The sequence below is a fragment of the Chloroflexota bacterium genome (assembly GCA_026710945.1).
Classification (GTDB): domain Bacteria; phylum Chloroflexota; class UBA11872; order VXOZ01; family VXOZ01; genus VXOZ01.
Map to the genome: position 1 here is coordinate 17,292 of JAPOQA010000047.1, position 23,102 is coordinate 40,393.

Sequence of the window (23,102 nt, forward strand, 5' to 3'; positions counted from 1 at the left end):
ATTGCACCTATGGAAGTCGCCGTTAATGGGTATTTCCTCAATGTGCACCATACCGGCAGCGGCCAGTATGCGTACCATCTGCTGCGGGCTCTACAGAAGCGCAACGGCAACCATCGCTTGACGGTGCAAGTGCCCTACTTCTCGCGTGATACGATGCGTCCGGTAGGCGGCATTCGTGCACATGCGCCACTGGCTGGTCTCCTTCGCAGCGGGAACCTGGCAAAGCTTTGGTGGGAACAGGTAACGTGGCCGCGACAGACGGCAAAACTGGGTGATGGTGTGGTGGGGCACGTGCCGTATTTTGCGCCGCCGCACTACCACAGCTTTCCGCTGGTAGCTACTATTCACGATCTGATTCCGGTAGTCTTGCCGGAGTATCGGGGTAACTTCCTCGTAAGACTCTACACGAGCCTCGTTATGGCAGCGGCGCACAAGGCAGATGCCATCATTGCGGACTCTGAAGCTGCGAAGCGCGAAATGGTCGAGCACCTCAAGGTGAGCGAAGACGACGTGCATGTTGTCCATCTGGCCGCGGACTCACGTTTCTCGCCAGACATACCGGTCGAGGATGTCCAGGCCGTCCGGCGACGTTACGATCTGCCGGAGCGCTTTCTCTTCTACCTCGGCGGGGTGGACGTGCGCAAGAACATTGGGACACTCTTCGCGGCGCTGACCAAGCTGCCGGAAGACGTCTCGCTTGTGGTTGCGGGTCGTACCCGACACGGCAAGGCGGCCCTGTTTCCCGATTGGGTGCGCCAAGCGACTGAATCCGATGTTGGGCATCGCGTGCGCTTCCTGGGCGGCGTTCCCGAAGCGGATAAACCTCTCTTGTACCGCGCCGCGACAGTTTTCACTTTTCCTTCACGGTACGAAGGCTTTGGCTTGGATCCCTTGGAAGCCATGGCCTGCGGCACGCCGGTCGTGTGCAGCGATACCACGTCGCTCCCTGAGGTGGTGGCAGACGGTGGCATCCTCGTCGCACCTGAAGACGCAGACGCCTGGGCGGCGGCGATTGGACGGCTCTGGGAATCCGCTCAGGAGCGGGGGCACTATGCAGAGCGGGCCTTGACGCGGGCGCGGTCGTTCTCGTGGGAACGCACTGCCGCACAGACGATTGCGGTGTATGAGCAGGTGAGCTGATGCGAGTTCTCTACATTTCTAAAGCCCTCGTGGTGGGCACGTACCAGCGCAAGATGGAAGAGATCGCCAAGTTCCCGGATGTTGAGTTGCGGGCCATCGTGCCTCCCTATTGGCGCGAAGGTGAACATCGCCAGGTATTGGAACGCCGCTACACGTCCGGGTACGAGTTGGTAGCGGAGCATATGCGCTTCAACGGACACTATCACGCGCACTACTATCCAAACCTCCGGCGTCATCTTCTCGAGTGGCGACCCGACGTGGTGCACGTGGATGAGGAACCGTGCAATTTTGCTACTGCGCACGCCATCTGGCACGCGCGACGAGTCGGCGCCAAAGCGATCTTCTTTGCGTGGCAGAACATCTACCGCGTTTACCCCCCGCCATTCTACTTTTTCGAGCTCTTTTCTCTGCTTAAGTCACACGCAGCGCAGGCGGGCACCCGCCAGGCTCAGGAAGTGCTGCGACGAAAGCGCTTTTCATACCCCTCGGCGGTTTTCCCGCAGTTTGGGGTGGATGCAGAGCTCTTTACCCCGGCCCCGCAACCCGCAAACCGTGATGAGGTCTTTAGGATTGGCTTTGTAGGTCGGCTCGTGCCGGAAAAAGGCATACACGTGCTGCTCAACGCTGCTTCGCGGCTTAGTTTTCCCTACCGTGTGCAGCTCATTGGCACCGGTTCCGCCGAACGAGCGCTCCGTGCGCAGGCTGAGTCTCTCGGCATCCAAGATCATGTAGAATTCCTCGGCCCCGTTTCCAACAGCGCAATGCCCGTCCACTACCGAGCACTGCACGTCTGCGTATTGCCTTCCCTCACTATGCCGAATTGGAAGGAGCAATTTGGGCGCGTACTCATCGAAGCAATGTCATGTGGTGTGCCTGTGGTCGGCTCGGAGTCCGGTGAAATCCCTGAAATCATCGGCGACGACGCTGGCGAGCGATCCGGCGTGACATTCCCGGAGGGCGACGTGGATGCGCTTACCACGTCTCTGACCGCCTTATATCAGGAACCCGCCCTGCGACACGAATTCGGCGTACAGGGACGAAAGCGGGTACTGCGTGAGTTTACCCAGGAGCGCATCGCCGCAAAGACCGTGCTCATGTATCGCCAGTTGACCCACGGCTTGATGTACAGCGCACAGCGACAGGCGTCCCAATCCTAGCGCCTTGCCGCGAATCCAGATGACTAGTGGCGGGGTCTCCCCCTTGGCTCCCGTCAGCCGGGCGTGCGGTCAGCGGGAGAATTTGGCGAGGTGAGGGCGGTATCCGGTGTGGAGTTCTCCGCCGCACTCTTGTTGTCATTGCGACCGAGACTTGCTTGAGAGCAAGGTCGAGGCGCCGAACTCTTCGCGCGGCTGGCTGCGGTATAATCGAACCGCTACGGGTTTCATATAGCGTCAGAGTCGACGGAGTACCCCTAGGTAATGTCCTGAAGCCTTGACAGTAATGGGTTCCACTTTGGCGCGTCTGTCACGGTGGCAGACAGCCGAATTGGTTTAATCCACCTCAAGAAACACCAGAGATAGGCATACGGCCGTGAACATTGGATTGCTTTACCATCCTGGTCGCCAGCAGGCGCATGCGCTTGCTACCGTTCTGCACACCGTCATTCAGAAGGAAGGACATAAGGCGTGGCACGTGCCGGTGGAAGCGGAATCTGAGTGGCATGAATTGGTACCCGCCACCGATCTTCTCTTTACATTGGGAGGCGACGGGAGCATCTTGCGGGCGGCGCCGCTCTGCGCGCAGAATGATGTTCCCATTGTCGGCGTAAAGTTTGGCAGGCTCGGCTTTTTGTCGGAGTTGCTGCCGAAAGAGGCAATCCAGATGTTGCCGCGCTTCTTGAATGAGGAATACTGGATAGAAGAGCGTTCGATGCTAGACTGCCAAATCGAGGGTGAGGCACAGAAAACCGTAGCGCTCAATGAAGCTGTGATCAGCCAAGGGCATGTGCGGGGCGTATTGGATATTAAAGTTTGGATTGATGATGCTTTTCTCGCCGACTACGTTGCGGACGGCTTGATGATCTCCACGGCGACCGGGTCAACGGCCTATTCTATGGTGGCGGGAGGGCCGATTCTGCATCCCGAGGTGCGGAACATGCTCATCACGCCCATGTTCGTGCTGCGAGGACCGACGACGGCTTTTGTCTTGCGCCAGTCCGCGCGCTTGCGGTTGCAGGTCTTCCACCAACACGAAGCAGTGGTCACCATTGACGGGCTGCCAGTAGGCGACTTGGCCAATGAAGGGATGATGCACCTGACCACCGCAACGCAATCCTGCAAATTTGCCCGCGTACAGGAGCGCACATACTTCTACGAGACGCTCGTGCAAAAACTCCGGATTCCCCTCGAAAGTTCCTAGGGCCCGCCATGCTGGAGCGCTTGGAAATCCAAAACTTCGCTCTCATAGACGAAGTCCGGGTCGAGTTTGGCGCTGGGTTCAATGTCCTTACTGGCGAGACCGGCGCCGGCAAGTCGATCATCATCGATGCCATCGGCGCACTGCTCGGCAACCGCGTGGGCGCTGCCGAGGTGCGCAGCGGCGCCCGTACCGCCCGGATCGAGGGCGCCTTTGCGCTGCCTAACGTCCCCCCGGACCTCGCAGAGGTGCTGCAAGAGTTCGACATCAGCATGGACGATGAGGATCGATTGCGGCTCTCGCGGGAGATCGCAGCCTCCGGTCGCACAACCGCCCGCATTCAGGGCCGCGCAACTCCTGTGGGCGTTTTGCAGCAGGTGGCCGGCCAGCTTGTTGACATTCACGGTCAGGGTGAGAACCTTTCGCTGCTTCGCTCCAAGCTACAGCTCGACTTCCTGGACCGCTTCGCCGGTCTGGGCAATCTGCGGCAGCGTGTGGCGCAATCCTTCCGCATGTTGCGAGCGGTGCAGTCCGAGGTGCGGCATCTCCGGCAGGACAAACGAGAGTTGGCGCAACGCGCCGACCTGCTTGCCTTTCAAGTTCAGGAGATATCCGAGGCGGGCCTTGCCCCTGGCGAAGAGGAAGCGCTGCGCGCCGAGTATCGGCGACTACGACATAGTGCGGAGATAGTAGACTTGACGGGCGCCGTGCTCGGTGCGCTGAGTGATGCCGCTGAACCGGCGCGGCCCGCCAGCGATTGGCTGGGTGATGCGGTCAAGGATCTCGAGCGCCTGTCTGAACTCGATCCCGACGCGGAGCAGTTTCTCAAAGCCGGACAGGAAGTCTCGGCGCAATTAGAGGAACTGGTTGCAGACGTCCGGCGCTATACCACCGGCCTGGAGCAGGAGCCGGGACGCATGCTGGAGGTGGAGGCGCGATTAGACATTGTTGAGAGTCTGAAACGCAAGTATGGCGATTCCATCGCAGACGTCCTGGGGTATGCGGATGAAGCAGCGGCAGAGCTGGCGCGCATTCAATCAAGTGAAGACCGCGTAGCGGACCTCGCGCAGCAGGAACAGCAACTTGCCGGAGAGCTTGCCGGTTGCGCCGCCGAACTCTCGGGGAAACGGAAGTCCGCCGTGAAGGAACTGGTGGCGGCCGTGCATAGTGAACTAGCGCTGTTGGGGATGCCAAACATGGTGTTCGACGTGGCCGTGACACAAGAGGAAGTGCCGCAAGGACTCCTCATTGAGACCGAAGAAGGTCCCCGGGCGCTGCAGTGTGGACCAACAGGCATCGATACCGTCGAGTTTCTCATCAGCCCAAATCAGGGCGAACCACTGAAACTCCTGGCAACCATCGCATCCGGCGGCGAGGCGTCCCGCCTCTTGCTTGCCCTCAAGTCTGCCTTGGCCCACGCCGACGAAACGCCGGTGCTCGTGTTCGATGAAATCGAGATCGGTGTCGGTGGTCGCAGCGGGGCCGTGTTGGGTGAAAAGATGTGGAGCCTTGTCGAGAATCATCAGGTGATTTGTGTTACGCACCTCCCGCAGGTGGCTGCGTATGCCGATCACCACTACTTCATCCATAAGGCCGCTGAAAGCAGCCGCACGTTTACCCACGTCGATAGGCTTGAAGCGGACCGGCAGGTAGATGAGCTGGTAGCAATGAGTGGCGCCGTAGGTGCGGCGGCAGAGCGGGGCATTCGTGAGCTCCTCACCCGCGCACAGCGCTGGAAGCTGGAACGGGAGGGCTCCCTCATGCAACGTTGAGGGATATCGTGACGCTGGAAACGTGCGATCTCTCCAGAATACCTAGACTTGGACTTAATCCCTTTGTTGAGCAGAATTGCGTGTCATTCCAGTAAGTGTTGAGTATTTCGCTGACAGAATCCTCTCCCCAATTGTCAGTGTTGACAGATCATGTCATTCCGAGCGCAGCGAGTAATCTGGAACCCTGTGACACGAGATTCTTCGGCGCAGAATTCATTCTGAGCCTTTCGGCAGGCTCAAGACAGGCTTGTCGAAGAACTCCCCAGAATGACAGGCATAGGGAGCCGGGTTGCGCCTGGGTTAGCAGAATGCCTCTTCCCGTGAGAGGTCCTGAGTTCAAAGCTTCTCGCAGCGCACTATTCTGCTCCCGATGATTGTAAGTGTTGAGCAATTCGTTGACAGAATTCGCATTACCGAAGAGAGCGCTGCAAGGCCTTGTGATTCCTGTATGTGTTGAGTAATTCGCTGATAAAAGCTTCTACTCACTGAACTGTGTCGAACGTACATGTCATTCCGAGCGAAGCGAGGAATCTAGGGTCCATGCTTGACAAAGTACACTGGCTTCAGCACTCTAGATTCCTCACTTCGCTGCGCTCCGTTCGGAATGACATGCATGCAGGCAAGCGCAGAGTTTTGCTCCCGTGATTCTTCTATCAAATCTGTCAGCGAATTACCTGACTCTTACAATTCCGAGCGTAGCGTCGAACCCTGTTTGAGGAATCCAGGGTCCCTGCTCAACGCACTTTGACGGCTTTTGCACTCTAGATTCCGCGCTAAGAGCGACACTCCGTTCGGAATGACACGTATTCATGCCGTTCGGAATGACATTTATGCAGGCGAGCGCAGAGTTTCGCTACAAGGATTCTTCCACAAAGTCTGTCAACGAATTACTCAATACCAGCAGGAATCACGGAATTCCAGCTGCATTCCGGTCATGTAATGCAAGACGCCCACAGGAGCAAATTCCTGTGGGCGTCAGTTGCCGTCTGTGGCGCAGGCGAAACGGCGCCTATTCCCCGACGCGGATCTTGAGCCGCTTCGACTTCGCCTTCTCCTCCTTGGGCAAGTGCACCTTGAAGATGCCATTCGACCAGGAAACCGCGGCCTCGTCGGCGTAGACGGCGCTCGGGAGCGTGTAGGCAATCTCGAACTCGCCTTCAGGCAAGTTGCGCCAGATGCTGGTACCCGTCTCGGTCTCGGGACGCTCGTAGCGGCCTTTGATGATCAGGCTGCCCTTGCTCAGGGTCATCTCGATGTCATCGGGATTCACGCCCGGGATTGCCAACTCCAGCACATAGGCTTCATCGGTCTCCCAAAGGTTGGCAGGGAAGCCTCGGTTTACCGGGGTTGTGGCGCCGTTGCTAAAGAGACCAGGGCCAAAGAGCGACCGATCGAAGAGCCGGTCGAAGACATCCTGCACCGTCGCGTAGGTGTGGGGCTCGTAGCGCTTGAGTTCAGCCATTGCAATTCCTCCTCTTACTTTACTGTTGATGAACCAAGCCTCTGCTAGTATTCTAAAACATGCGTCGCTCTGTGTCAAGTATCTTTAGTAAGATTATTTAACTTTATTGATGCCAATAACGAACATCCTCTTAAGCCGGCGGAGTGAAGGTGTGATTTTAGGCAAAGGGAGTGGGTCTCGGTCTATGGCGCTTTTGACCCGAGGCTGCGGCGATTGCTATCCTGCTACCGGGTTGAGCGTGGAGAGGAACAAAACATGGCCGTTCAAGTGTTGCCTGCCGCGCTCGCGGCAAAGATTGCGGCGGGAGAGGTGGTGGAACGTCCCGCTTCGGTGGTCAAGGAGTTGTGTGAAAACGCGCTTGACGCGCAAGCAACCTCCATCGCAGTAGTCATCGAGCAGGGCGGGCTGCGCCGTCTATGCGTCGAAGACGACGGAGTGGGAATTGCCGCGAACGATCTTCCGCTCACGGTGCGCCGCTATGCCACCAGCAAGATTGGCAGCGTGGACGACCTCGCGGCCATTCGCACGCTGGGATTTCGTGGCGAGGCGCTGGCTTCCATCGCGGCGGTATCGCATCTGGACATCCGTTCCCGCACAGCCCAAGACCGCGCCGCCCAACAGCTTAAGACCGCCGGCGGCGATGACCCCAAGGTGACGGCGACCTCCGGCCCGGTTGGCACTGCCGTGGACGTGCGGCAGCTCTTTTTCAACGTGCCGGCGCGGCTGGCTTTCTGCAAGAGCCCGCAGGCGGAAACACAACGCGTCACGCAATGCGTGCAGCACCTGGCCCTGAGTCGCCCCGCCGTGCGTTTCTCCCTCACGGTAAGCGGGCGTGAAGTCTTTGCGTCCGCCGGCAGTGGGCGCATCGAGGACGTTTTCATCGCCATGCACGGCCACGAGCTTGCCGAACAGTTGATCCCGGTGGACGATCCGTTGGTGCAGGGCGTGCTCGTGCAGCCCACGGTGAACCGCGGCAACCGCACCGGCGTCTCCCTCTTCGTAAATAACCGTTGGGTACAGCAGCGGGCGCTTCTCTATGCGCTCACGGACGTGTATGCGGAACTCATGCCTGACGGACGATACCCGCTGGCGGCCCTCAACGTCTCGCTTCCTTGGGAAGAGGTTGACGTAAATGTGCATCCGCAAAAGTCGGACATTCGACTAAGGGACTCGGCCCGCGTCGTACGGCAGATGCGTCATATACTGCGCTCGGTACTCTCGCAGCACGTGGCCGTGCAGCCCATGCGCCAACGTTTCCAAACGGCGGACACGTGGCGCAACCCCGAGGCGCAGGCAAGTCCGGGCCAGAGCGCTCGAGCGGTCGATCTCTTTCGTCCGGTGGGCGCGGAAGGGCTTGCGCCGGACAACGGAGCGCTGCAAGCCGCGCCCACCGCGCCGTCGGAGTTGCGGGTACTTGGGCAGATCAATGCCATGTACCTGATTGCCGAAGGCATAGATGGCATGTATCTCATCGATCAACACTCGGCGCACGAGCGCGTACTCTACGAAGCCGTCCTCAAGCGGCTGCCCGAAGCGCAGAGACAACAGTTGCTCCAACCGCAACCTCTGTCGCTGGCGCCGCCGCACCTGCAATGGCTGGAGGGGTACGCAGAGGACCTGCAGCGCATGGGTTTTGAAGTGGAACCGTTTGGCAGCGGCGCATGGCTCTTGCGGGCGGTTCCCACGTTTCTGGCAGAGAAGGGTCATGACTGGGGGCAATTCGTGGCGACGGTGATCGAGCAGAAGGATAACCCGGACTATCGCGGCGATCCGCTTGAGCGGCTCCGGTGGATAATTGCGTGCCACGGCGCGGTAAAGGCGGGGGACACGCTTTCCCACGAGCAGATAACAGCGCTGCTTAGCGCGTTGGAAAGGTGCGATCTGGCGCGAACGTGTCCGCATGGACGTCCGACGATGGTGCGGCTTTCGCATGCGCAACTGGCGCGGGAATTTGGACGCACGTAAGCGGGGCCAATCCCATTGTGTGGTAGGGTTCAGTTGCAGTGTCGCAGCAAGACTGCGCGGATAGCCGTTAAGTCGTAGCGCGGGGGCTTGTCCCCCGCTCTGTTCACAAATGGCCGGTTTACCTAACAGGGGCAGACGAGAAGCATGGCAGGCAATAACCGAGAGGCGCGGGCGGCTGCGGACCTCATCTCCCGCCAGGAGAAGCGTGAGCAATGGAATTGCGACGCGTATCTCTCGCTGGCGCCCGAGGACATGGATTCGGCGGGAGATGATGCCGCGTACCGCCGTGCGGTAAGCGTCGCCAACGTAATCGTCATGCCGTTAGACGAGCCGTCGATCGCCTATTGGCATGAGCTCGACGATGCCGCGCGCAGAGGGCGCATTATGCCCTTTGCTGAGTTCTTGCGTGGCCGCTACCCGCGTGCGCAAGTTCTGGTCTTCTTCGTTGCCGACAACCTGGTGGTTGGGCGGGCGGTTTGGCTCCCCACTAATCCGTCGCCCGACATTACAGTCTTACACGAGGCGCTGCCGCTGGAAGAAATCGAGCCGGAGGTGCTTGCGGGCCTGCCGCTCGATCAACAAGATTAGACTCACGGAGACAGTGGAACGATGAGTGACGGATCGATTGCGGGCGGTGCGGTCAGCTATTCCATACCAGGCAAATAGGTGGATGTTCATCTCAGTCATTCCGGCGCAAGCCGGAATCCATCTTCGCTTCACACTAGGACTCCGGCTTGCGCTGGAGTGACGATGCGCGCGCTGCCCGCCATATCCATTGCATGGTACGAATTGACGCGGCACGTAGCGGGCCAACCTAATGTGTGTCGCTGCCAATAGGTGGCAATCCTACGTGCCGGTTGACGATTCCATTCTGACAGCGGAAAATCTGACTCTCACTGAGCGTGACGAATCAAGCTGCATAGGCCGCTTTGCGGCCACTCTTTCAAACGAACTGCCCTTGCTAATCCTCAGAAGCAAATTCTCATTCACCACACGGTCTAATTGCTGTTGAGATAAGACAAGGTAGCTTCCACCGCCACTTGCAGCGCATGCCCGATCGAGGCTTCGTCGAGATCGTAGAGGCTGTGGTGCAGGGGGTACGTGATGCCGCGGTCGGCGTTGCCAGAGCCAAAGAGCCAGTAGACACTGGGGACACCCTCGGCCAGGAAGCAGAACGTGTCGCCGATGAGCAGCGGGGCGTCCATCATCACGGCGTTGTCAGTGCCAAGAACTCCGGCCGCGGTAGCGTGCACGAGTGACGCCAAAGCGGGGTCATTCACCACTGGCGGGTTGCCCTGCGTAAGTGAGAATTCCGCAGTACAATCCGCACTCTCAGCGGCGGACTCTACCAGGGCTGCCAAGCGCTCGCCCAGTCCCGCGCGCGTGTCAAGATCGCCGCAGCGTACGGAGCCCTTCATTCTGACTGTCGATGGAATCAGGTTGTAGTCCTTGCCGCCCTCGATGAGGCCGACGTTCAGGGAGTACACCTGATTGTTTGGCGCCACGCGGGAGCCGACGCCGTAGAGTGTTTGGATGACGTGGCTCGCTGCCAGAATGGCGTCTTTTCCTTGGTGTCTGCGCGCGGCGTGGGTCTCTTTTCCGGTGATCTCCAGTGAGAACATGTCGTATCCCGTAAAGATGACGCCGGGGCGCAACCACACTTGGCCTACCGGGATTTCAGGCAGGTTGTGGAATCCCATCAAGGCGTCCACCTTCGGGTTATCCAGCACACCGGCAGCCCGCAGGGCTTTGGGTCCGCACGGCGGGCCGCCCAAGGCTTCGGACGCGCCGCCCGTCTCTTCTGCCGGATCGAAGAGCAGCTTGACCGTCCCTGCAAACTGATCGCGCATGTTCGCGAGGATCGCGGCAATGCCGATGCCGATGGCCGTGTGGGCGTCATGGCCGCACGCGTGCATCACGTCGGGAGTCTGTGACGCGTAGGGAACCTGCTTCCAATCGGGGAACGGCAGGGCGTCCATATCCGGTCGAATAGCCAGCACCTTGCCGGGACGGCTGCCGTGCAGAATGCCGACCACTCCTTGCCCGCCAACGTCAGTCTCCACCTCCCAGCCGGCGGCTGCGAGTTTCTCGGCGACAATGCGTGGCGTTTTATCCAGTTCGAAGGCGACTTCAGGGTGTCGGTGGATCTCTCGCCGAATTGCCACGAGTTCCGGTTCCAGTTCGCGGACGCGTGTTTGAACCTCTGCAGTGCTCATTGCTTCCTCACGTCAGAATTGCTGCCAAAATGCCCACCAGGAAGATACCATCAAAGCCCCCCGCCCCGCCAATGCTGACCACGTGGGCTCCCAGACGGTGGATGCGCGGTAGATTGAGGATGTCTGCGCCGATGAGCGTGCCCATTGCGCCGGAGATGTACGCGACGGCGGTGCGTCCCGCCGGATCGGATACGAGAAGGTACGCCAACAGTGCGGCAATGATTGGCGGGATCAACGCGGGAATTGTTATGCCAACGCCCTCTCGCGGACGCGCGAGCGCGAAACACACGACACTCACCGTCGCGGTCGCCACGAGTACTTTGGCCAACGGCGCGTTCGGCAAGACATAGAGAGCCAGCAATACGGGGATCACCGCGCCACCTACGTTTATGGCGAGGACCTGTTCTTTCACGCGCGGCGGGTAGCGGAAGAGCGGAAACGGGAAGGGCAGGGGCAGCAAGGATTTACCCTCAATTCGTACCTTTCTCCGTGAAACCGGGATGTTGACGAAACTGCCGATGAGAGAGAGGTAGAAGATTATGATGACCAGCGTGGGCGACAGACCCAGGTTCGCGAAAGCGAGTGAGACTGCTTGGACTTGCAGTAAGACTACGAGCAGAGGCAGTAGAACAAAGGAGAAAAGGAGAGGCAGGAGAGGGCCGAGCATGAGTCTTTTACACAGCGGGTGAAGTGTGGGGATCGTCCTGCTTTGCCGCCACGAGCTCGATCCAACCTACCTCGGGCGGACAGTTGAGGCGGATGGGCAGCATGGAAACGCCAACTCCTGCAGAGCAGTAGATTAGGTGGCCACCAACCTGCATCAGACCGGCGTTGCGCGGCAACGGTACACGCGTGTTCGTATGCCAGACTATGTTCTCAGCCAAGCGAACTTGCCCGCCGTGCGTGTGGCCGCAGAGGATGAGATCGAATCGTTCGGTGTGCAATGTGCGAACAACGTCGGGGGTGTGGGCGAGCAGCAGACGTGTGGTGTCGTCGGGTGCGCCGTTCGTCGCGCGCCGGATATCGTCCAGCCAGGTGAAGGGGTCGTCGACGCCAACGAGGGTCAGTGGCTGACCGTTTACGGTAACGTTGGCATGCGCATTCGTGAGCACGTGGACTTGCTGGGATTCGAGCGTGTGGACGAGCTTGGTCGTATCGTGAAAGCGGTGCGGCTGCCCGAACCAACTCTTGATGCGATGGCGGTGTACGTGGTCGTGGTTGCCGAGCACGGCAAAGACCCCATGGCGCGCATGGATGGGCGCGAGCGCTTCGAGAACTGTCTCAATCTCGGCGTCAGGATTACGTCCTCCATGGATGAGGTCGCCGGTTAGTAGTAGGAGGTCGGGTTCCAGGTACGCGAGCTGCTGAAGCATGCGTACGCGTCGCTTGTCTTCGGCGCGCATGTGCAGATCGGTAATGTGGAGAATGCGAACTGTAGCGTCCGGTGAATTGAGGGATGGTATCGGCAGGCGGATTCGCCGCACGCGCAGCCGGTAGGGCTCTATAAAGTAGCCGTAGGCGCCAACGGCAAATATCCCGAGGGCGGAAAGTGAAATTAGCAAGCGAATCACGTGTGCGTGGCATTCATGCTGCGGTTAAACCGATGCAGCCAGGGCTGTGGCCCCGGTGATACTGTACCGCTCGTCAAGAGTGCCCTCCAGTACCCCCTTCTCGCGCACGTAGGCCTCCACAGGGTTATCCAAGCTCAGGTCCTCTCTGCTGCGGGCATCCTTGAGCATGGTGAATGCCGAGCCGCCTCTGGCGTGGAAGGCATCCATCGCTACCCGGTACGTAGCTTCAGGTAGCAACGGCTTGTCGTCCACGCGAATTTCCCGCACGCGCTCACCGGTCGGCTTCGTCAAGTCAACCTGCACCTGCATGCCCGATTGGTGGAGAAAGTTGCATCCCGGCAGAGCCGACGCAGATTCTAGTTGTGTCACCAGTTCATCGCGGCGATCCGGCGGCAGGAAGGCATAGGATTGATCCGCAACGCTGTGTTCGACGGCTTGCTGAACCTGACTGCCTGTCAGAGTGAGCATTTTCGATAAAGGAAATCCTCTGACGCAGAGCTGGATATCCCAACTCGTAAGCGCATGGCCGGGGGCGAAGAGAGGTGTGATGAAGGTCGCCTTCGTCCAAGCGATGTCGGCGCCTGTTGCTTCCCGCCAAATGTCTGTAACGGTGTTACCCAGCCCATTGCTTGATAAGTAGCCCTGGCCCACGTTTTCCCCGGCAGTACCGATTGTGCGCAGCTTGTCGGGATCACTCCGCCGGCCTTGTAGCCGGAGCAGTCGTTCCATTACCGGGTCTTCCGGGGTCGTCGCATCTATGGTGTGCAGAGTGGACTCGATGAGCGGGTTGCCATCCGTTGGGGTGATATCCACCTGGCCGAGGAACATACCGTTAAGGCCGGCCTGTACGATCTTCGTCTTGCCAACGCAAATTGGTCTCAGTGTCGGGTGGTGGCAATGGCCGCTGAGAATGAGATCGATCTCCGGTATCAACTCAGCGAGCAGGATGTCCTGGGCCATGCCGGAATGCGAGAGCACGATGACCATGTCCACCCGGTCGCGGTAAGCGTTGACCAGGCTTGCCGTCTTTGCCGCCGACCGCCGTGCGGAAGGGTAGAAATTGTTCGCAGGCGTCGATAGGTCCCAGTGGCTGTCTTCCGTGCAGACTCCGATGAACAAGATTCGAATACCATCCAGCGTAAGCACGCGATAGGGCCGGCACGAGGCCGGGAGACGCGCGTTGAAACCGCTGGTGCAGAGCATCGTGCCGCAGTTTTGGGCAATCAAGAAGTCCAAGTGCCAGGGATCGAAGCGTGAGAGTTCGGCATTCCCCGGCGTCACAACATCGTACTCAAGTGTCCGCAGCGTCCAGGCGGTGACGCGATCGTCATCTTGTGGCCGCCGGTGGCGCTTGAGGCGGAAGTAGTCGCCAACGTCTACAAAGAGTACATTGTCGATTTGCGCGCGCTTGTCCCGCACGCTCTGCGCCAAACGCGGCGTGGAGCGCACAAAGCCATGCAGGTCGTTGGTATGTAGAATGGTGAAGCCCACGTGCTCATTCAGCTCTAGCGGTACGGAGTTCGCACGTATCCTCGGAGAATCTGACGGCCAATCTCCTTCTTTCTTACAATACTAGACGGAAGGCATGTTTCACAATGCGTTCCGCGACATAGGCGAAATTCATACCAGGGCATGTAAAGAATTCGGCACTTTGGCTGCCCGGCGAATTGTATCATTCACAATCATATTGTCCCGCTTGCAATTTACTCTGCGTGCAAAGAGTTTACTGGTCTATACTAACTTCAATAGAGTATACTCAAGGGCAAGTAACACGCTCATTCTAGATAGTGTTTATCACAGGAGTGCAGATTATGCCGCGCAAAGCCTTAGTAGCCACTGCCTGTGTCGGCCACATAGGCGGACGTCCTACGATTGCCGCAAATCACGAATTGGCGGTTGAGTTGCTCGACCAGATGGGCGGCTTGGGCGCTGATCTGGCGTGCTTGCCGGAGGAGTTTACCCTTTTGGGCTTGCCGCAAGATGAGGAAGAGCGCGCCAAGATTTGGGAGCCAATTCCCGGTCCAACTTCAGACCTATTCGCCGAGAAAGCGCGCCAACACGGCATGTACGTGGTGGCGGGCATGTGCGAGGAGCGCGGCAATACACGCATAAACACCAGTGTGCTCTTTGGCCGCCAGGGTGAAATCGTGGGTCAATATGACAAGATCCACCCCACGCTGGGAGAACTCGAGGCAGGCACGGTGCCTGGTGTCTATGCCGACGTGCCGGTGTTCGAGACTGACTTCGGCAAGCTGGGTATGCTGATTTGTTTCGATGTAGATTACCCGGATGAGTGGGCGCGCATTGGAGAGGCGGGGGCCGAGCTTGTGGTCTTCCCCAGTATGTGCGATGGTGGCTTGCGGCTGCGCGCGTACGCTTGGCTGCACAGTTACATCATCGCGTCTTCGGTGAGCGGTGGACGCTCGCGCATCATCAACAAACTCGGCGACGAGGTCGCCGCCAGCGGCTTGGGCGTGCACGTGGCCCACAGCACCGTAGATCTCGAGGCCGAGGTGTTCCATTACGATATGCAATACCAACAGATTCGCCAGATGCAAACGGACTTTGGCAATAGAGTTACTATTGTCGGCACGCGAGATGATGGCGTGTTCATGGTGGAATCCAATGATGACGCCTGGCCGATCTCCCGCATGAAAAGCGTATACGGCCTTGAAAACTGGCAGGAATACCATGATCGCTCGGTCCGTGAAGCGGAGCGCGTGATTGCACAGCAATCCGTAGTAGTTGGTTAGCCCTAGATTCGAGTTGTTCCGGCACCGCAGTTACGTGATTTGCGATTGAAAGGAGGCCCAGGAAACATCTCTTTATGCCCGCAAGTCAAGCTGTGCTTGGCAACGAGGCTAGATGCCGCCGGCAAGTCGATGCAATTGGGGCAGTTTCTTGGTTGCAAAAGGACAGTGTGGTCAATATAATGGTTCGCAATATCGAAGCACGAAGAAGTGCTATGAGGGAGGAATGAAGATGAGACAGGTTTGTAAGCTCCTAATCGCTCTTAGCGTAATGCTCGCGCTGCTTTTCAGCGTAGCGTGCGCTACTGAAGAGGCGGATACGGGAGAGATGGCAGAAGAGACCGAGGCCAAGACCGAGATGGTGGAGGCGCCGGCCATGACTTCGCGGCTGGACACCGTGCGTGAACGGGGTCATGTCATCTGCGCCAGCCGTAATGACGTACCCGGCTACGGTTCCGTAGACGCGGACGGCAATAACGTTGGCTTCGACATTGACCTTTGCCGCGCCGTGGCTGCGGCAGTGCTGGGTGACCCGGATGCGTTCGAAATCCGGTTGATTACGGCCGCTGAGCGTGGGCCTACCATTCAGTCAGGCGAAGTTGACCTGCTGGTGCGTACCGTGACGTGGACGACTTCTCGTGACGCCGCCTGGGGCAACTACGCCCAGACGATGTTCTACGACGGCCAGGGCTTCATGGTTCCCAAGAGCCTCGGCGTCACAAGCGCGCTGGAATTGGCCGGCGCTGCGGTCTGTGTGACCAGTGGTACGACTACCGAGTTGAACATGGCTGACTTCTTCCGCCAGAACAACTTGGAGTACAACCCGAAGGTCTACGAAGATACGGACGTGGTCTTGGAAGCGTACAAGAGTGGCGCCTGCGAGGTCTTCACGAATGACCGCTCGCAGCTTGCCGCGCTGAGAACGGCTCTGCCGAATCCGGACGACCATGTCATTCTGCCGGAGACGATTTCCGAGGAGCCGCTAGGACCAGTGGTGCCGCACGGTGACGAGCAGTGGTTCGACCTTGTGAAGACCGTGATGGGCCTCCTGATCTATGCCGAGGCGTATGGCATCAACTCCACCAACGTTGATGACATGGCCGTTGGCGAAAACGTCAAGGCGAAGCGTCTGCTTGGCACTGAGGGTTCATTCGGTCAGGAAGAGCTAGGTCTTGATCAGAACGTGGGTCAGACCATCATCAAGGCGGTCGGGAACTACGGCGAGATTTATGCGCGCAACTTGGACAACCCCGATGGCGTCCAACTGCCGCGTGAAGGCTCCCGCAATGCTTTGTGGTCGAATGCGCCGTGTACTGACTGCCCGAAGGGCGGCCAGATCTATTCTCAGCCATTGCGCTAATTCGTAGTCGCTGACTATTGTCGCGTCGGCCCGGACCATTTCCGGGTCGGCGCGACTTTTGATATAAGGATGGCTCGCTTGGCCTACAATAGGGGCAAGCCATTCGAGTGCAAAGGGGCTGGCAGTATGCCGTGGCAAGTGAATCACCGGAAACCAACCAATCATACTGCTATCAGCGGGGAGGCAATATGAGTGGACGTGGGAGTTTGGCAAGAAAGCTAGCTGCCGGATTAGCGCTGGCATTCGCACTGCTCCTGGGTGCGGCATGCGCCACCACTGCAGAACCGGCACTCGAGGAGGCGGCTGCTGATACCGAGGCCGCTACCGTGGCTCCGCCGGCGGTAAGTTCGCGGCTTGAAACTGTGCAAGAGCGGGGTCGTCTCATTTGCGCCAGCCTCAACGACACGCCGGGGTTTGGCTATGTGGACGAAGCCGGTAACAATGTTGGTTTTGACATCGATCTCTGCCGCGCCGTCGCGGCGGCAGTGCTTGGCGATCCCGATGCCGTCGAAATCCGTCTCATAACGGCTGCTGAGCGTGGACCTGTGATGCAATCGGGCGAGGTGGACTTACTCGTGTATGTCACCACGTGGACCACGTCCCGCGACGCCAATTGGGGCAATTTCGTGCAAACGATGTTCTATGACGGTCAAGGTTTCATGGTACCCAAGAGCCTGGGAGTAACAAGCGCGTACCAGTTGGCCGGTGCGGCCGTCTGCGTGAATACCGGTACGACCTCTGAGCTCAACATGGCCGATTTCTTCCGCCAGAACGGGATGGAGTATAGTCCCAAGACATTCGAAGAGGCGCAGGTGGCTTTCGAGGCCTACAAGAGCGGGGCCTGCGAGGTGTTCACTACCGACCGGTCGGCGCTGACGGCGCTGCGCAGTTCGCTTGAAAATCCCGAAGAACACATCATTCTGCCTGAGACGATTTCCGAGGAGCCGCTTGGACCCATGGTGCCCCACGGCGATGAGCAGTGGTTCGACCTCGTAAAGGCCGTGATGGGTATCCTGATCTACGCCGAGGCGTACGGCATCAACTCCGTTAATGTGGACGAAGTCGCCGCTGGCGACAACGTGAAAGCAAAGCGTTTGCTGGGAACGGAGGGTTCATTCGGGCAGGAAGAACTTGGCCTCGAACAGACCGTGGGTCAAACCGTAATCAAGTCGGTGGGCAACTACGGTGAGATATACGACCGCAATTTGGGGCCTGGTACTGGCATAGACTTGCCGCGAGAAGGCTCCCGCAACGCGCTGTGGTCAAATGCGCCGTGTGCTGATTGCCCCAAGGGCGGGCAGATTTACTCTCAGCCGCTGCGTTAATGGCTCTGCGAACGAATTGGTGTATACTGCTGTCAGCATGAATCGCCAATAGTGTAAGCGCTAGGAATTAAAGCCGGTGCGACTTTCGTTGACATACCAAGGCATTCCTATTTGGCGGCACTCCCGCATCTTGAGTTGGACTGCGCAGATCGTGTCGGGCATCTTGGTCGTGGCGGCGGTCGCATTCTTCTTTTCCAATGTCACCTCCGCCATGGTGCAGCGCGACATTCCCTTTGGCTTTTCCTTCCTCAATCGGGAGTATTCCACTCCTATTAGCGAGCACCTGCTGCCCTATCAAGAGAGCGATACCTTCGCTTACGCCTTTCTCGTTGCCGCGACCAACACCCTCATGGTCTCTGTGGTGGGCGTCATCCTCGCTACGACCCTGGGAATCATCGTGGGCGCGTTGCAGCTATCCGGCAACTGGGTAATTGGCAAAGTAGCCACGGTATTCGTGGAAGTCTTCCGCAACGTGCCCTTATTGGTGCAGTTGTTCTTTTGGTATATCTTGCTGCTGGGACTGCCATCGGTTCAGCAGGGCGGGTTTGTCTTGTTCGAAGCTATCTACCTCAACAACAATGCCGGGCTGTCGTTTCCGTGGCCGGAGGGGCAGCAGCAACCGGGGCTCTGGTTGCTCTGTGTCGTATTGGCCGTGGTGGTGGGGATCGTAACGAAGATACTCCTGGAGCGCCGCGAGGAGCGCACCGGCCGTCCGTCGTATCCCTGGCTGGGAGCGAGCGGCGTTTTCATCGCGGGATCATGCGTAGCCTGGCTGGTGTGGGTCGCGATTGGCGATGCCCCCTATGTCATGAGCGTGCCGCACCCTGAGGGCCGCTTCGGTCACCCTGTGGGCGGCTACACCATATCCATCGAATTGACGGCTTTACTGGTCGGGCTGATCATCTACACGGCGGCCTTCATTGCGGAGATTGTCCGCGGCGGTCTGCAATCCGTGTCGCGGGGTCAGAGCGAGGCATCCCGCTCTTTGGGTTTGGGCACGATGCAGACGCTGCGCTTTGTGACCTTCCCCCAAGCGTTGCGTGTCATCGTTCCACCCCTCATCAGCCAGTATCTCAATCTAACGAAGAACAGCAGTCTTGCGCTTGCTATCGGGTACGCAGACTTGACCAGCGTCGCCAAGACTATGACTCAGACTGCGCCGGCGGTCACCATCTTCTTGATAATCATGGGCATCTACTTGCTGTACAGTCTCACATACTCCCTGATCGGCAATCTCTACAACCGGCACATCCAGTTCACGGGAGGCTAGTCGGATAATGGCTACTGCGGAAACGTGGCAACCGGCGCCTTCACTGCCGCCGCCACGTACAGAAACTGGCTGGATCGGTTGGGCGCGAGCCAACTTATTTGGCAACTGGCTCAGTGGCTTGGTGACTGTCGTCACCGTGCCAGTAATACTCTGGGCCGCTTGGCGTATGTTGGGTTGGCTATTTGGCACCGCGGACTGGACGCTTATTGCCAGCCGACCGCAGCAGTACCTTATCGGCCTTTACCCCACGGAACTCGCTTGGCGCCCTTTAACGGGCTGGCTGCTGGTTTCTATCCTCTTCGGCATGGCCGCCGCCATGTGGGGTGGCGCCGCGCGGCGCATAGCCATTGGCTACGGCGCGGTTACGGTGTTGCTGGGAGTTCTGCCCTACGGATTGTTCCATGAGGGCGTGATCATGCCCTGGTGGGTGCGCGCGCTCATTCTGGCTAACGTGTTGACCATCGGCTTAGGCTACGGCTTGGGCAGCAATCCAAGAACCGCGAAACCGCGCACGTTCGTGCTCGGCGGCATTGCGATCTACGTGTTCCTGCTACTATTGCTCACCGGATTGCCGGGTTTCCCTGGCATGGAAGAGGTGGCGCCGCGGAAGTGGGGCGGCTTGATGCTCAACCTGATCCTGGCGGTTTCCGGCATCTTCTTTGCTTTTCCGATTGGTGTATTGCTGGCGCTAGGGCGGCGCAGCAATCTGCCGGTGGTCAAGATCCTCTGTGTCGTATTCATCGAAGTCTTTCGTGGTGTGCCGTTAATCACGCTCTTGTTCATGTCGCAAGTGCTGGTGCCGCTGGCATTACCGGCAAACTTCCCCGTCGATTCCGTGACGCGGGCAGCCATTGTGATTACGCTCTTCTCGGCGGCGTACACGGCCGAGAACATTCGCGGCGGCTTGCAGGGTTTGCATCCGGGTCAAGCCGAGGCAGCGCGAGCCTTGGGCCTGCCGGGCTGGCAAGTCACCATGCTGATACAGTTGCCGCAGGCGATCCGCAACGTGATTCCCGCAATCGTGGGACAATTCATTGCGCTTTTCAAGGATACAAGTCTGGTCTACATCGTCGGTATGTTGGATATCTTGGAGATGGGACGCTCCATCGTGCAGGGCAACGTGCAATTCGCTGACAATGCACGAGAGCTCTTCATTTTCGTGGCGGCAGTGTTCTGGGTCTTTACCTACACGATGTCGTTTGTGAGCCGCCGGGTGGAGCGGCACCTCGGCGTCGGCCGACGTTAGGCTGCGTTCGATGCGACGAAAACCGAGAATAGCTGATTGATTGCGGCGGGGCGCCGAAATCATACGGAGGTAAACGTGGCAACAGAAGTGGCAGTAGCAGCAGAACAGACTCCTGAACAAGACGACATCATAGTGGCCCGCGACGTGCATAAGTGGTTCGGCGACTTTCATGCGCTGCGTGGGGTGACCACGACCATCGGTCGGGGTGAAGTGGTGGTTGTCATCGGCCCGTCCGGCTCGGGCAAGTCTACCTTCATTCGCACGATAAACCGCCTGGAGCAGCACCAGCGCGGCGACATCATCGTGGATGGTGTCGAAATGACCGATGACGTGCGCAACATCGACGCCATCCGCCGCGAAGTGGGCATGGTGTTTCAATCGTTCAACCTCTTTCCCCATCTGTCGGTTTTGCGTAACATCACCCTAGCGCCGACGAAAGTGCGCAAGACCCCAGTGGATGATGCGGAGGCCAGCGCGCGGCAGCTTCTGGAGCGCGTGGGTATCCCGGAGCAGGCCGAAAAGTTTCCAGGCGAACTCTCCGGCGGACAGCAGCAGCGCGTCGCCATCGCCCGCGCGTTGGCCATGAACCCGAAAATCATGCTCTTCGATGAGCCTACGTCTGCGCTTGATCCGGAGATGATCAAGGAAGTCCTGGAAGTCATGAAAGAACTGGCTGCTTCGCACCAAATGACGATTGTGGCGATTACCCATGAGTTGGGCTTTGCCCGCGAGGTTGCCGACCGGATCGTTATGTTCGATGAAGGCCAGATCGTCGAAGACCTTCCCCCGGATGAATTCTTCAACAATCCGCGCCATGAGCGCGTGCGGCGCTTCCTTTCCCAAATTCTCTAGCCTTTCTCTCCTGGGCACGTAGCGGAACGCCAACTATGGTTCCGTCCCTGCCCGTGCAGTCCTTCAGCGTATGTCACCGGGTGTATGCTAGACATATGCTTCACATGGTGGTAAAAGACAACTGAGCAGTTTGCCCATTGGCGGTACCCCTCGCGCTAGAGGAAGGGAGGCATGGTTCCGAAGGACACCGCAGCGACGCTAAACCCCACGTAGACGGCGCGCGTTGTCGTGGGACACGCTCAATTTGCTGAAGGACTACTGGAGCATAATGTGTGGGAGGAAATGCAATGAGTCCAAATTCGACACGGATTTCACGCCGCATGACCATGGCAGGGCTTGGTAGCACGCTGGCGGTTTTGGGTCTTGCCGCCTGTGGTGCTGTGCCCGCAGCAACCATGGCTGAGGAAGAGCAAGCGGAAGCGCCGCAGGCAGAGGCCGTGCCTCCTGAAAAGGAGACCGTGTACGTCTTGTTTGCCACGCATCCCTACTTCAAGTTCCAGGAAGCTGAGGGCGTTTCCGCCGAACTGGTCGCTGAGTTCCGCGCAGAGCATCCCGATATCGAGTTTGACGTCAATCCGCCGTCGACGAGTTCGAGCGAACGGTACGCCGCGTTTCGCACGGCGTTTGCCGCCAACTCACCACATGATCTCAGTTCCTGGGGCGAGTGGCACGCCATCGAGTTGGGCGCGCTCGGCCAGGCGCGGGGCCTCAATGACGTCGTCAAGAGCTCCAACATCGACATGGAGGACATTTGGACAAGCCTGACCGAAAACATGGTCTGGAGCAAGGACGGTCAACTTTATGGCTTTCCGTATGGCCCCGACCTTCGTGTGCTCTACATGCACGACGGCATCTTCTTGGAGAACGGCCTAGACCCGGATAACGGCCCCGAATCTTGGGACGACCTGGAAGCGGTTGTCCAGAAGACCATGCGCAAGGACACGGCCGGTAATCTGGTGGTTGCCGGGTTCCCGCCTGAATGGGGCAGCGGCGGCAGGTACCAGTGGATTACACCGCTCTTGCAACTTGGCGGGCAGCGAGTCAGCGACGACCTGAGCAAAGCGGCGCTCAATAGCCCGGAAGGGATTGAAGCGCTCACGTGGGTCAAGAAAGTAAACGACCTGCAAGGTGGCTGGGACGCCCTTGCCGCGCTCAATCAGACGGCTCGGCCCTCCGGTTCGCCGCGGGGCGCCGCCCTCGTCAACGACTTTACCGCCACGATGTACGCGACGTACTCAACGCGCAAGGCGGAAATCTACCCCATCGATGAGAGTTTCGAGTTCAGTATCATCGAGCATCCAAAGCCGCCCAACGCGGTACGGCAGGTAAGTTGGAGCGGGCACCACATCTGGATCATGTCGTCGTGGACGACCGTGCCCGAAGAGGCATTTGCCTGGATCGAGTTCGTGTCCCGACCCGAGAACAACCTCCGTTGGGCAAAGGCGTGGGACCGCGTGCCGATTCGGCTATCGGTCGCCAATTCGTCGGAGTTCACCGAGGGTGACCCGTTCCTCGAGCACCAGAGCTACCAGATCCCGTTCCGCGCGTCCCACTCGTTGCCAATCCCTGGCGCCGACGAGATGCGCACGGCCCTGTCACAATTCTTGCCCGACGTCATGGCAGGCAACATTACCATCCAAGAGGGCCTGGCAAACGTCGATCAGGAGTGGAACAATATCATCGCCAAGTGGCAGGAGCTTGTGGGCGGCTGGTAGAGCGCGTAAGTTGGCTAAGCGGCTACGGCCGCTTAGCCAACACGGCACTCGTGTAAAGCCATGCTCTCGGCCCGGCTGCCCGGGACTGCGGCGTGGAGCGACT

18 protein-coding genes are annotated in these 23,102 nt (G+C 58.9%); 13 read left to right on the top strand and 5 right to left on the bottom strand.

Features of this window, described 5'->3' with window-relative positions:
• Positions 1-9: 9 nt before the first annotated feature.
• From OXE05_09745 to recN, 4 genes are all read left to right on the top strand, one after another.
• Positions 10-1,140: a glycosyltransferase family 1 protein gene (locus tag OXE05_09745; GenBank protein ID MCY4437599.1), complete on the top strand. Its 1,131-nt coding sequence runs from the start codon at positions 10-12 to the stop codon at positions 1,138-1,140.
• Positions 1,140-2,297: a glycosyltransferase family 4 protein gene (locus OXE05_09750; GenBank protein MCY4437600.1), complete on the top strand. Its 1,158-nt coding sequence runs from the start codon at positions 1,140-1,142 to the stop codon at positions 2,295-2,297. Before OXE05_09745 ends, OXE05_09750 begins: the two co-directional genes overlap by 1 nt.
• A 373-nt stretch (positions 2,298-2,670) precedes the next feature.
• A complete protein-coding gene (locus OXE05_09755; protein MCY4437601.1) occupies positions 2,671-3,498 on the top strand; it encodes an NAD(+)/NADH kinase in 828 nt (275 codons plus the stop codon).
• 8 nt (positions 3,499-3,506) lie between these two features.
• Entirely contained in the window at positions 3,507-5,267 is a 1,761-nt protein-coding gene (gene recN, locus OXE05_09760) for a DNA repair protein RecN (protein MCY4437602.1), read from the top strand.
• A 1,009-nt stretch (positions 5,268-6,276) separates the two neighbouring features.
• Here the strand turns inward: recN and OXE05_09765 are convergent.
• Positions 6,277-6,729: an Hsp20/alpha crystallin family protein gene (locus OXE05_09765; protein MCY4437603.1), complete on the bottom strand. Its 453-nt coding sequence runs from the start codon at positions 6,727-6,729 to the stop codon at positions 6,277-6,279.
• A 255-nt stretch (positions 6,730-6,984) separates the two neighbouring features.
• On the opposite strand from OXE05_09765, the gene mutL reads away from it, so the two are divergent.
• Together mutL and OXE05_09775 are read left to right on the top strand one after the other, a co-directional pair.
• Positions 6,985-8,694 (top strand): DNA mismatch repair endonuclease MutL, encoded by a 1,710-nt coding sequence (gene mutL, locus OXE05_09770; protein MCY4437604.1) that lies wholly within the window; start codon positions 6,985-6,987, stop codon positions 8,692-8,694.
• A gap of 144 nt (positions 8,695-8,838) precedes the next feature.
• Positions 8,839-9,282, top strand: a complete 444-nt coding sequence (locus tag OXE05_09775; protein MCY4437605.1) for a hypothetical protein — start codon at positions 8,839-8,841, stop codon at positions 9,280-9,282.
• Positions 9,283-9,692: 410 nt separating this feature from the next.
• On the opposite strand, the gene OXE05_09780 is transcribed toward OXE05_09775, so the two are convergent.
• From OXE05_09780 to OXE05_09795, 4 genes are read right to left on the bottom strand one after another with little or no spacing between them, the layout of a single operon-like run.
• Positions 9,693-10,910, bottom strand: a complete 1,218-nt coding sequence (locus OXE05_09780) for an amidohydrolase (GenBank protein MCY4437606.1) — start codon at positions 10,908-10,910, stop codon at positions 9,693-9,695.
• A gap of 7 nt (positions 10,911-10,917) precedes the next feature.
• Entirely contained in the window at positions 10,918-11,577 is a 660-nt protein-coding gene (locus tag OXE05_09785; protein ID MCY4437607.1) for a DUF1614 domain-containing protein, read from the bottom strand.
• 7 nt (positions 11,578-11,584) lie between these two features.
• The gene (locus tag OXE05_09790; GenBank protein MCY4437608.1) at positions 11,585-12,481 is read right to left on the bottom strand and encodes a metallophosphoesterase; all 897 of its coding nucleotides are present in this window, start codon (positions 12,479-12,481) and stop codon (positions 11,585-11,587) included.
• A 24-nt stretch (positions 12,482-12,505) separates the two neighbouring features.
• Positions 12,506-13,972 carry a 5'-nucleotidase C-terminal domain-containing protein gene (locus OXE05_09795; protein ID MCY4437609.1) on the bottom strand — a complete coding sequence of 489 codons (1,467 nt, stop codon included), beginning with the start codon at positions 13,970-13,972 and terminating at the stop codon, positions 12,506-12,508.
• Between the two features lie 320 nt (positions 13,973-14,292).
• On the opposite strand from OXE05_09795, the gene OXE05_09800 reads away from it, so the two are divergent.
• From OXE05_09800 to OXE05_09830, 7 genes are all read left to right on the top strand, one after another.
• Positions 14,293-15,234: a carbon-nitrogen hydrolase family protein gene (locus OXE05_09800; GenBank protein MCY4437610.1), complete on the top strand. Its 942-nt coding sequence runs from the start codon at positions 14,293-14,295 to the stop codon at positions 15,232-15,234.
• A gap of 229 nt (positions 15,235-15,463) precedes the next feature.
• Entirely contained in the window at positions 15,464-16,591 is a 1,128-nt protein-coding gene (locus OXE05_09805; protein MCY4437611.1) for an amino acid ABC transporter substrate-binding protein, read from the top strand.
• Between the two features lie 188 nt (positions 16,592-16,779).
• Positions 16,780-17,916 carry an amino acid ABC transporter substrate-binding protein gene (locus OXE05_09810; GenBank protein MCY4437612.1) on the top strand — a complete coding sequence of 379 codons (1,137 nt, stop codon included), beginning with the start codon at positions 16,780-16,782 and terminating at the stop codon, positions 17,914-17,916.
• A 76-nt stretch (positions 17,917-17,992) separates the two neighbouring features.
• Positions 17,993-19,186, top strand: a complete 1,194-nt coding sequence (locus OXE05_09815) for an ABC transporter permease subunit (protein ID MCY4437613.1) — start codon at positions 17,993-17,995, stop codon at positions 19,184-19,186.
• A 7-nt stretch (positions 19,187-19,193) separates the two neighbouring features.
• On the top strand, positions 19,194-20,432 hold the full coding sequence (locus OXE05_09820) for an amino acid ABC transporter permease (GenBank protein MCY4437614.1): 1,239 nt from the start codon (positions 19,194-19,196) through the stop codon (positions 20,430-20,432).
• A gap of 126 nt (positions 20,433-20,558) precedes the next feature.
• Positions 20,559-21,284 (top strand): amino acid ABC transporter ATP-binding protein, encoded by a 726-nt coding sequence (locus OXE05_09825; protein ID MCY4437615.1) that lies wholly within the window; start codon positions 20,559-20,561, stop codon positions 21,282-21,284.
• Between the two features lie 287 nt (positions 21,285-21,571).
• On the top strand, positions 21,572-22,999 hold the full coding sequence (locus OXE05_09830; protein MCY4437616.1) for an extracellular solute-binding protein: 1,428 nt from the start codon (positions 21,572-21,574) through the stop codon (positions 22,997-22,999).
• Positions 23,000-23,102: the final 103 nt, after the last annotated feature.

Bases quoted from the DNA above. Each gene is read 5' to 3' on its own strand.
- OXE05_09745 (MCY4437599.1), top strand. From the start codon at position 10: ATGGAAGTCGCCGTTAATGGGTATTTCCTCAATGTGCACCATACCGGC.
- OXE05_09750 (MCY4437600.1), top strand. From the start codon at position 1,140: ATGCGAGTTCTCTACATTTCTAAAGCCCTCGTGGTGGGCACGTACCAG.
- recN (MCY4437602.1), top strand. From the start codon at position 3,507: ATGCTGGAGCGCTTGGAAATCCAAAACTTCGCTCTCATAGACGAAGTC.
- OXE05_09765 (MCY4437603.1), bottom strand. From the start codon at position 6,729: ATGGCTGAACTCAAGCGCTACGAGCCCCACACCTACGCGACGGTGCAG.
- mutL (MCY4437604.1), top strand. From the start codon at position 6,985: ATGGCCGTTCAAGTGTTGCCTGCCGCGCTCGCGGCAAAGATTGCGGCG.
- OXE05_09775 (MCY4437605.1), top strand. From the start codon at position 8,839: ATGGCAGGCAATAACCGAGAGGCGCGGGCGGCTGCGGACCTCATCTCC.
- OXE05_09780 (MCY4437606.1), bottom strand. From the start codon at position 10,910: ATGAGCACTGCAGAGGTTCAAACACGCGTCCGCGAACTGGAACCGGAA.
- OXE05_09785 (MCY4437607.1), bottom strand. From the start codon at position 11,577: ATGCTCGGCCCTCTCCTGCCTCTCCTTTTCTCCTTTGTTCTACTGCCT.
- OXE05_09800 (MCY4437610.1), top strand. From the start codon at position 14,293: ATGCCGCGCAAAGCCTTAGTAGCCACTGCCTGTGTCGGCCACATAGGC.
- OXE05_09805 (MCY4437611.1), top strand. From the start codon at position 15,464: ATGAGACAGGTTTGTAAGCTCCTAATCGCTCTTAGCGTAATGCTCGCG.
- OXE05_09810 (MCY4437612.1), top strand. From the start codon at position 16,780: ATGAGTGGACGTGGGAGTTTGGCAAGAAAGCTAGCTGCCGGATTAGCG.
- OXE05_09820 (MCY4437614.1), top strand. From the start codon at position 19,194: ATGGCTACTGCGGAAACGTGGCAACCGGCGCCTTCACTGCCGCCGCCA.
- OXE05_09830 (MCY4437616.1), top strand. From the start codon at position 21,572: ATGAGTCCAAATTCGACACGGATTTCACGCCGCATGACCATGGCAGGG.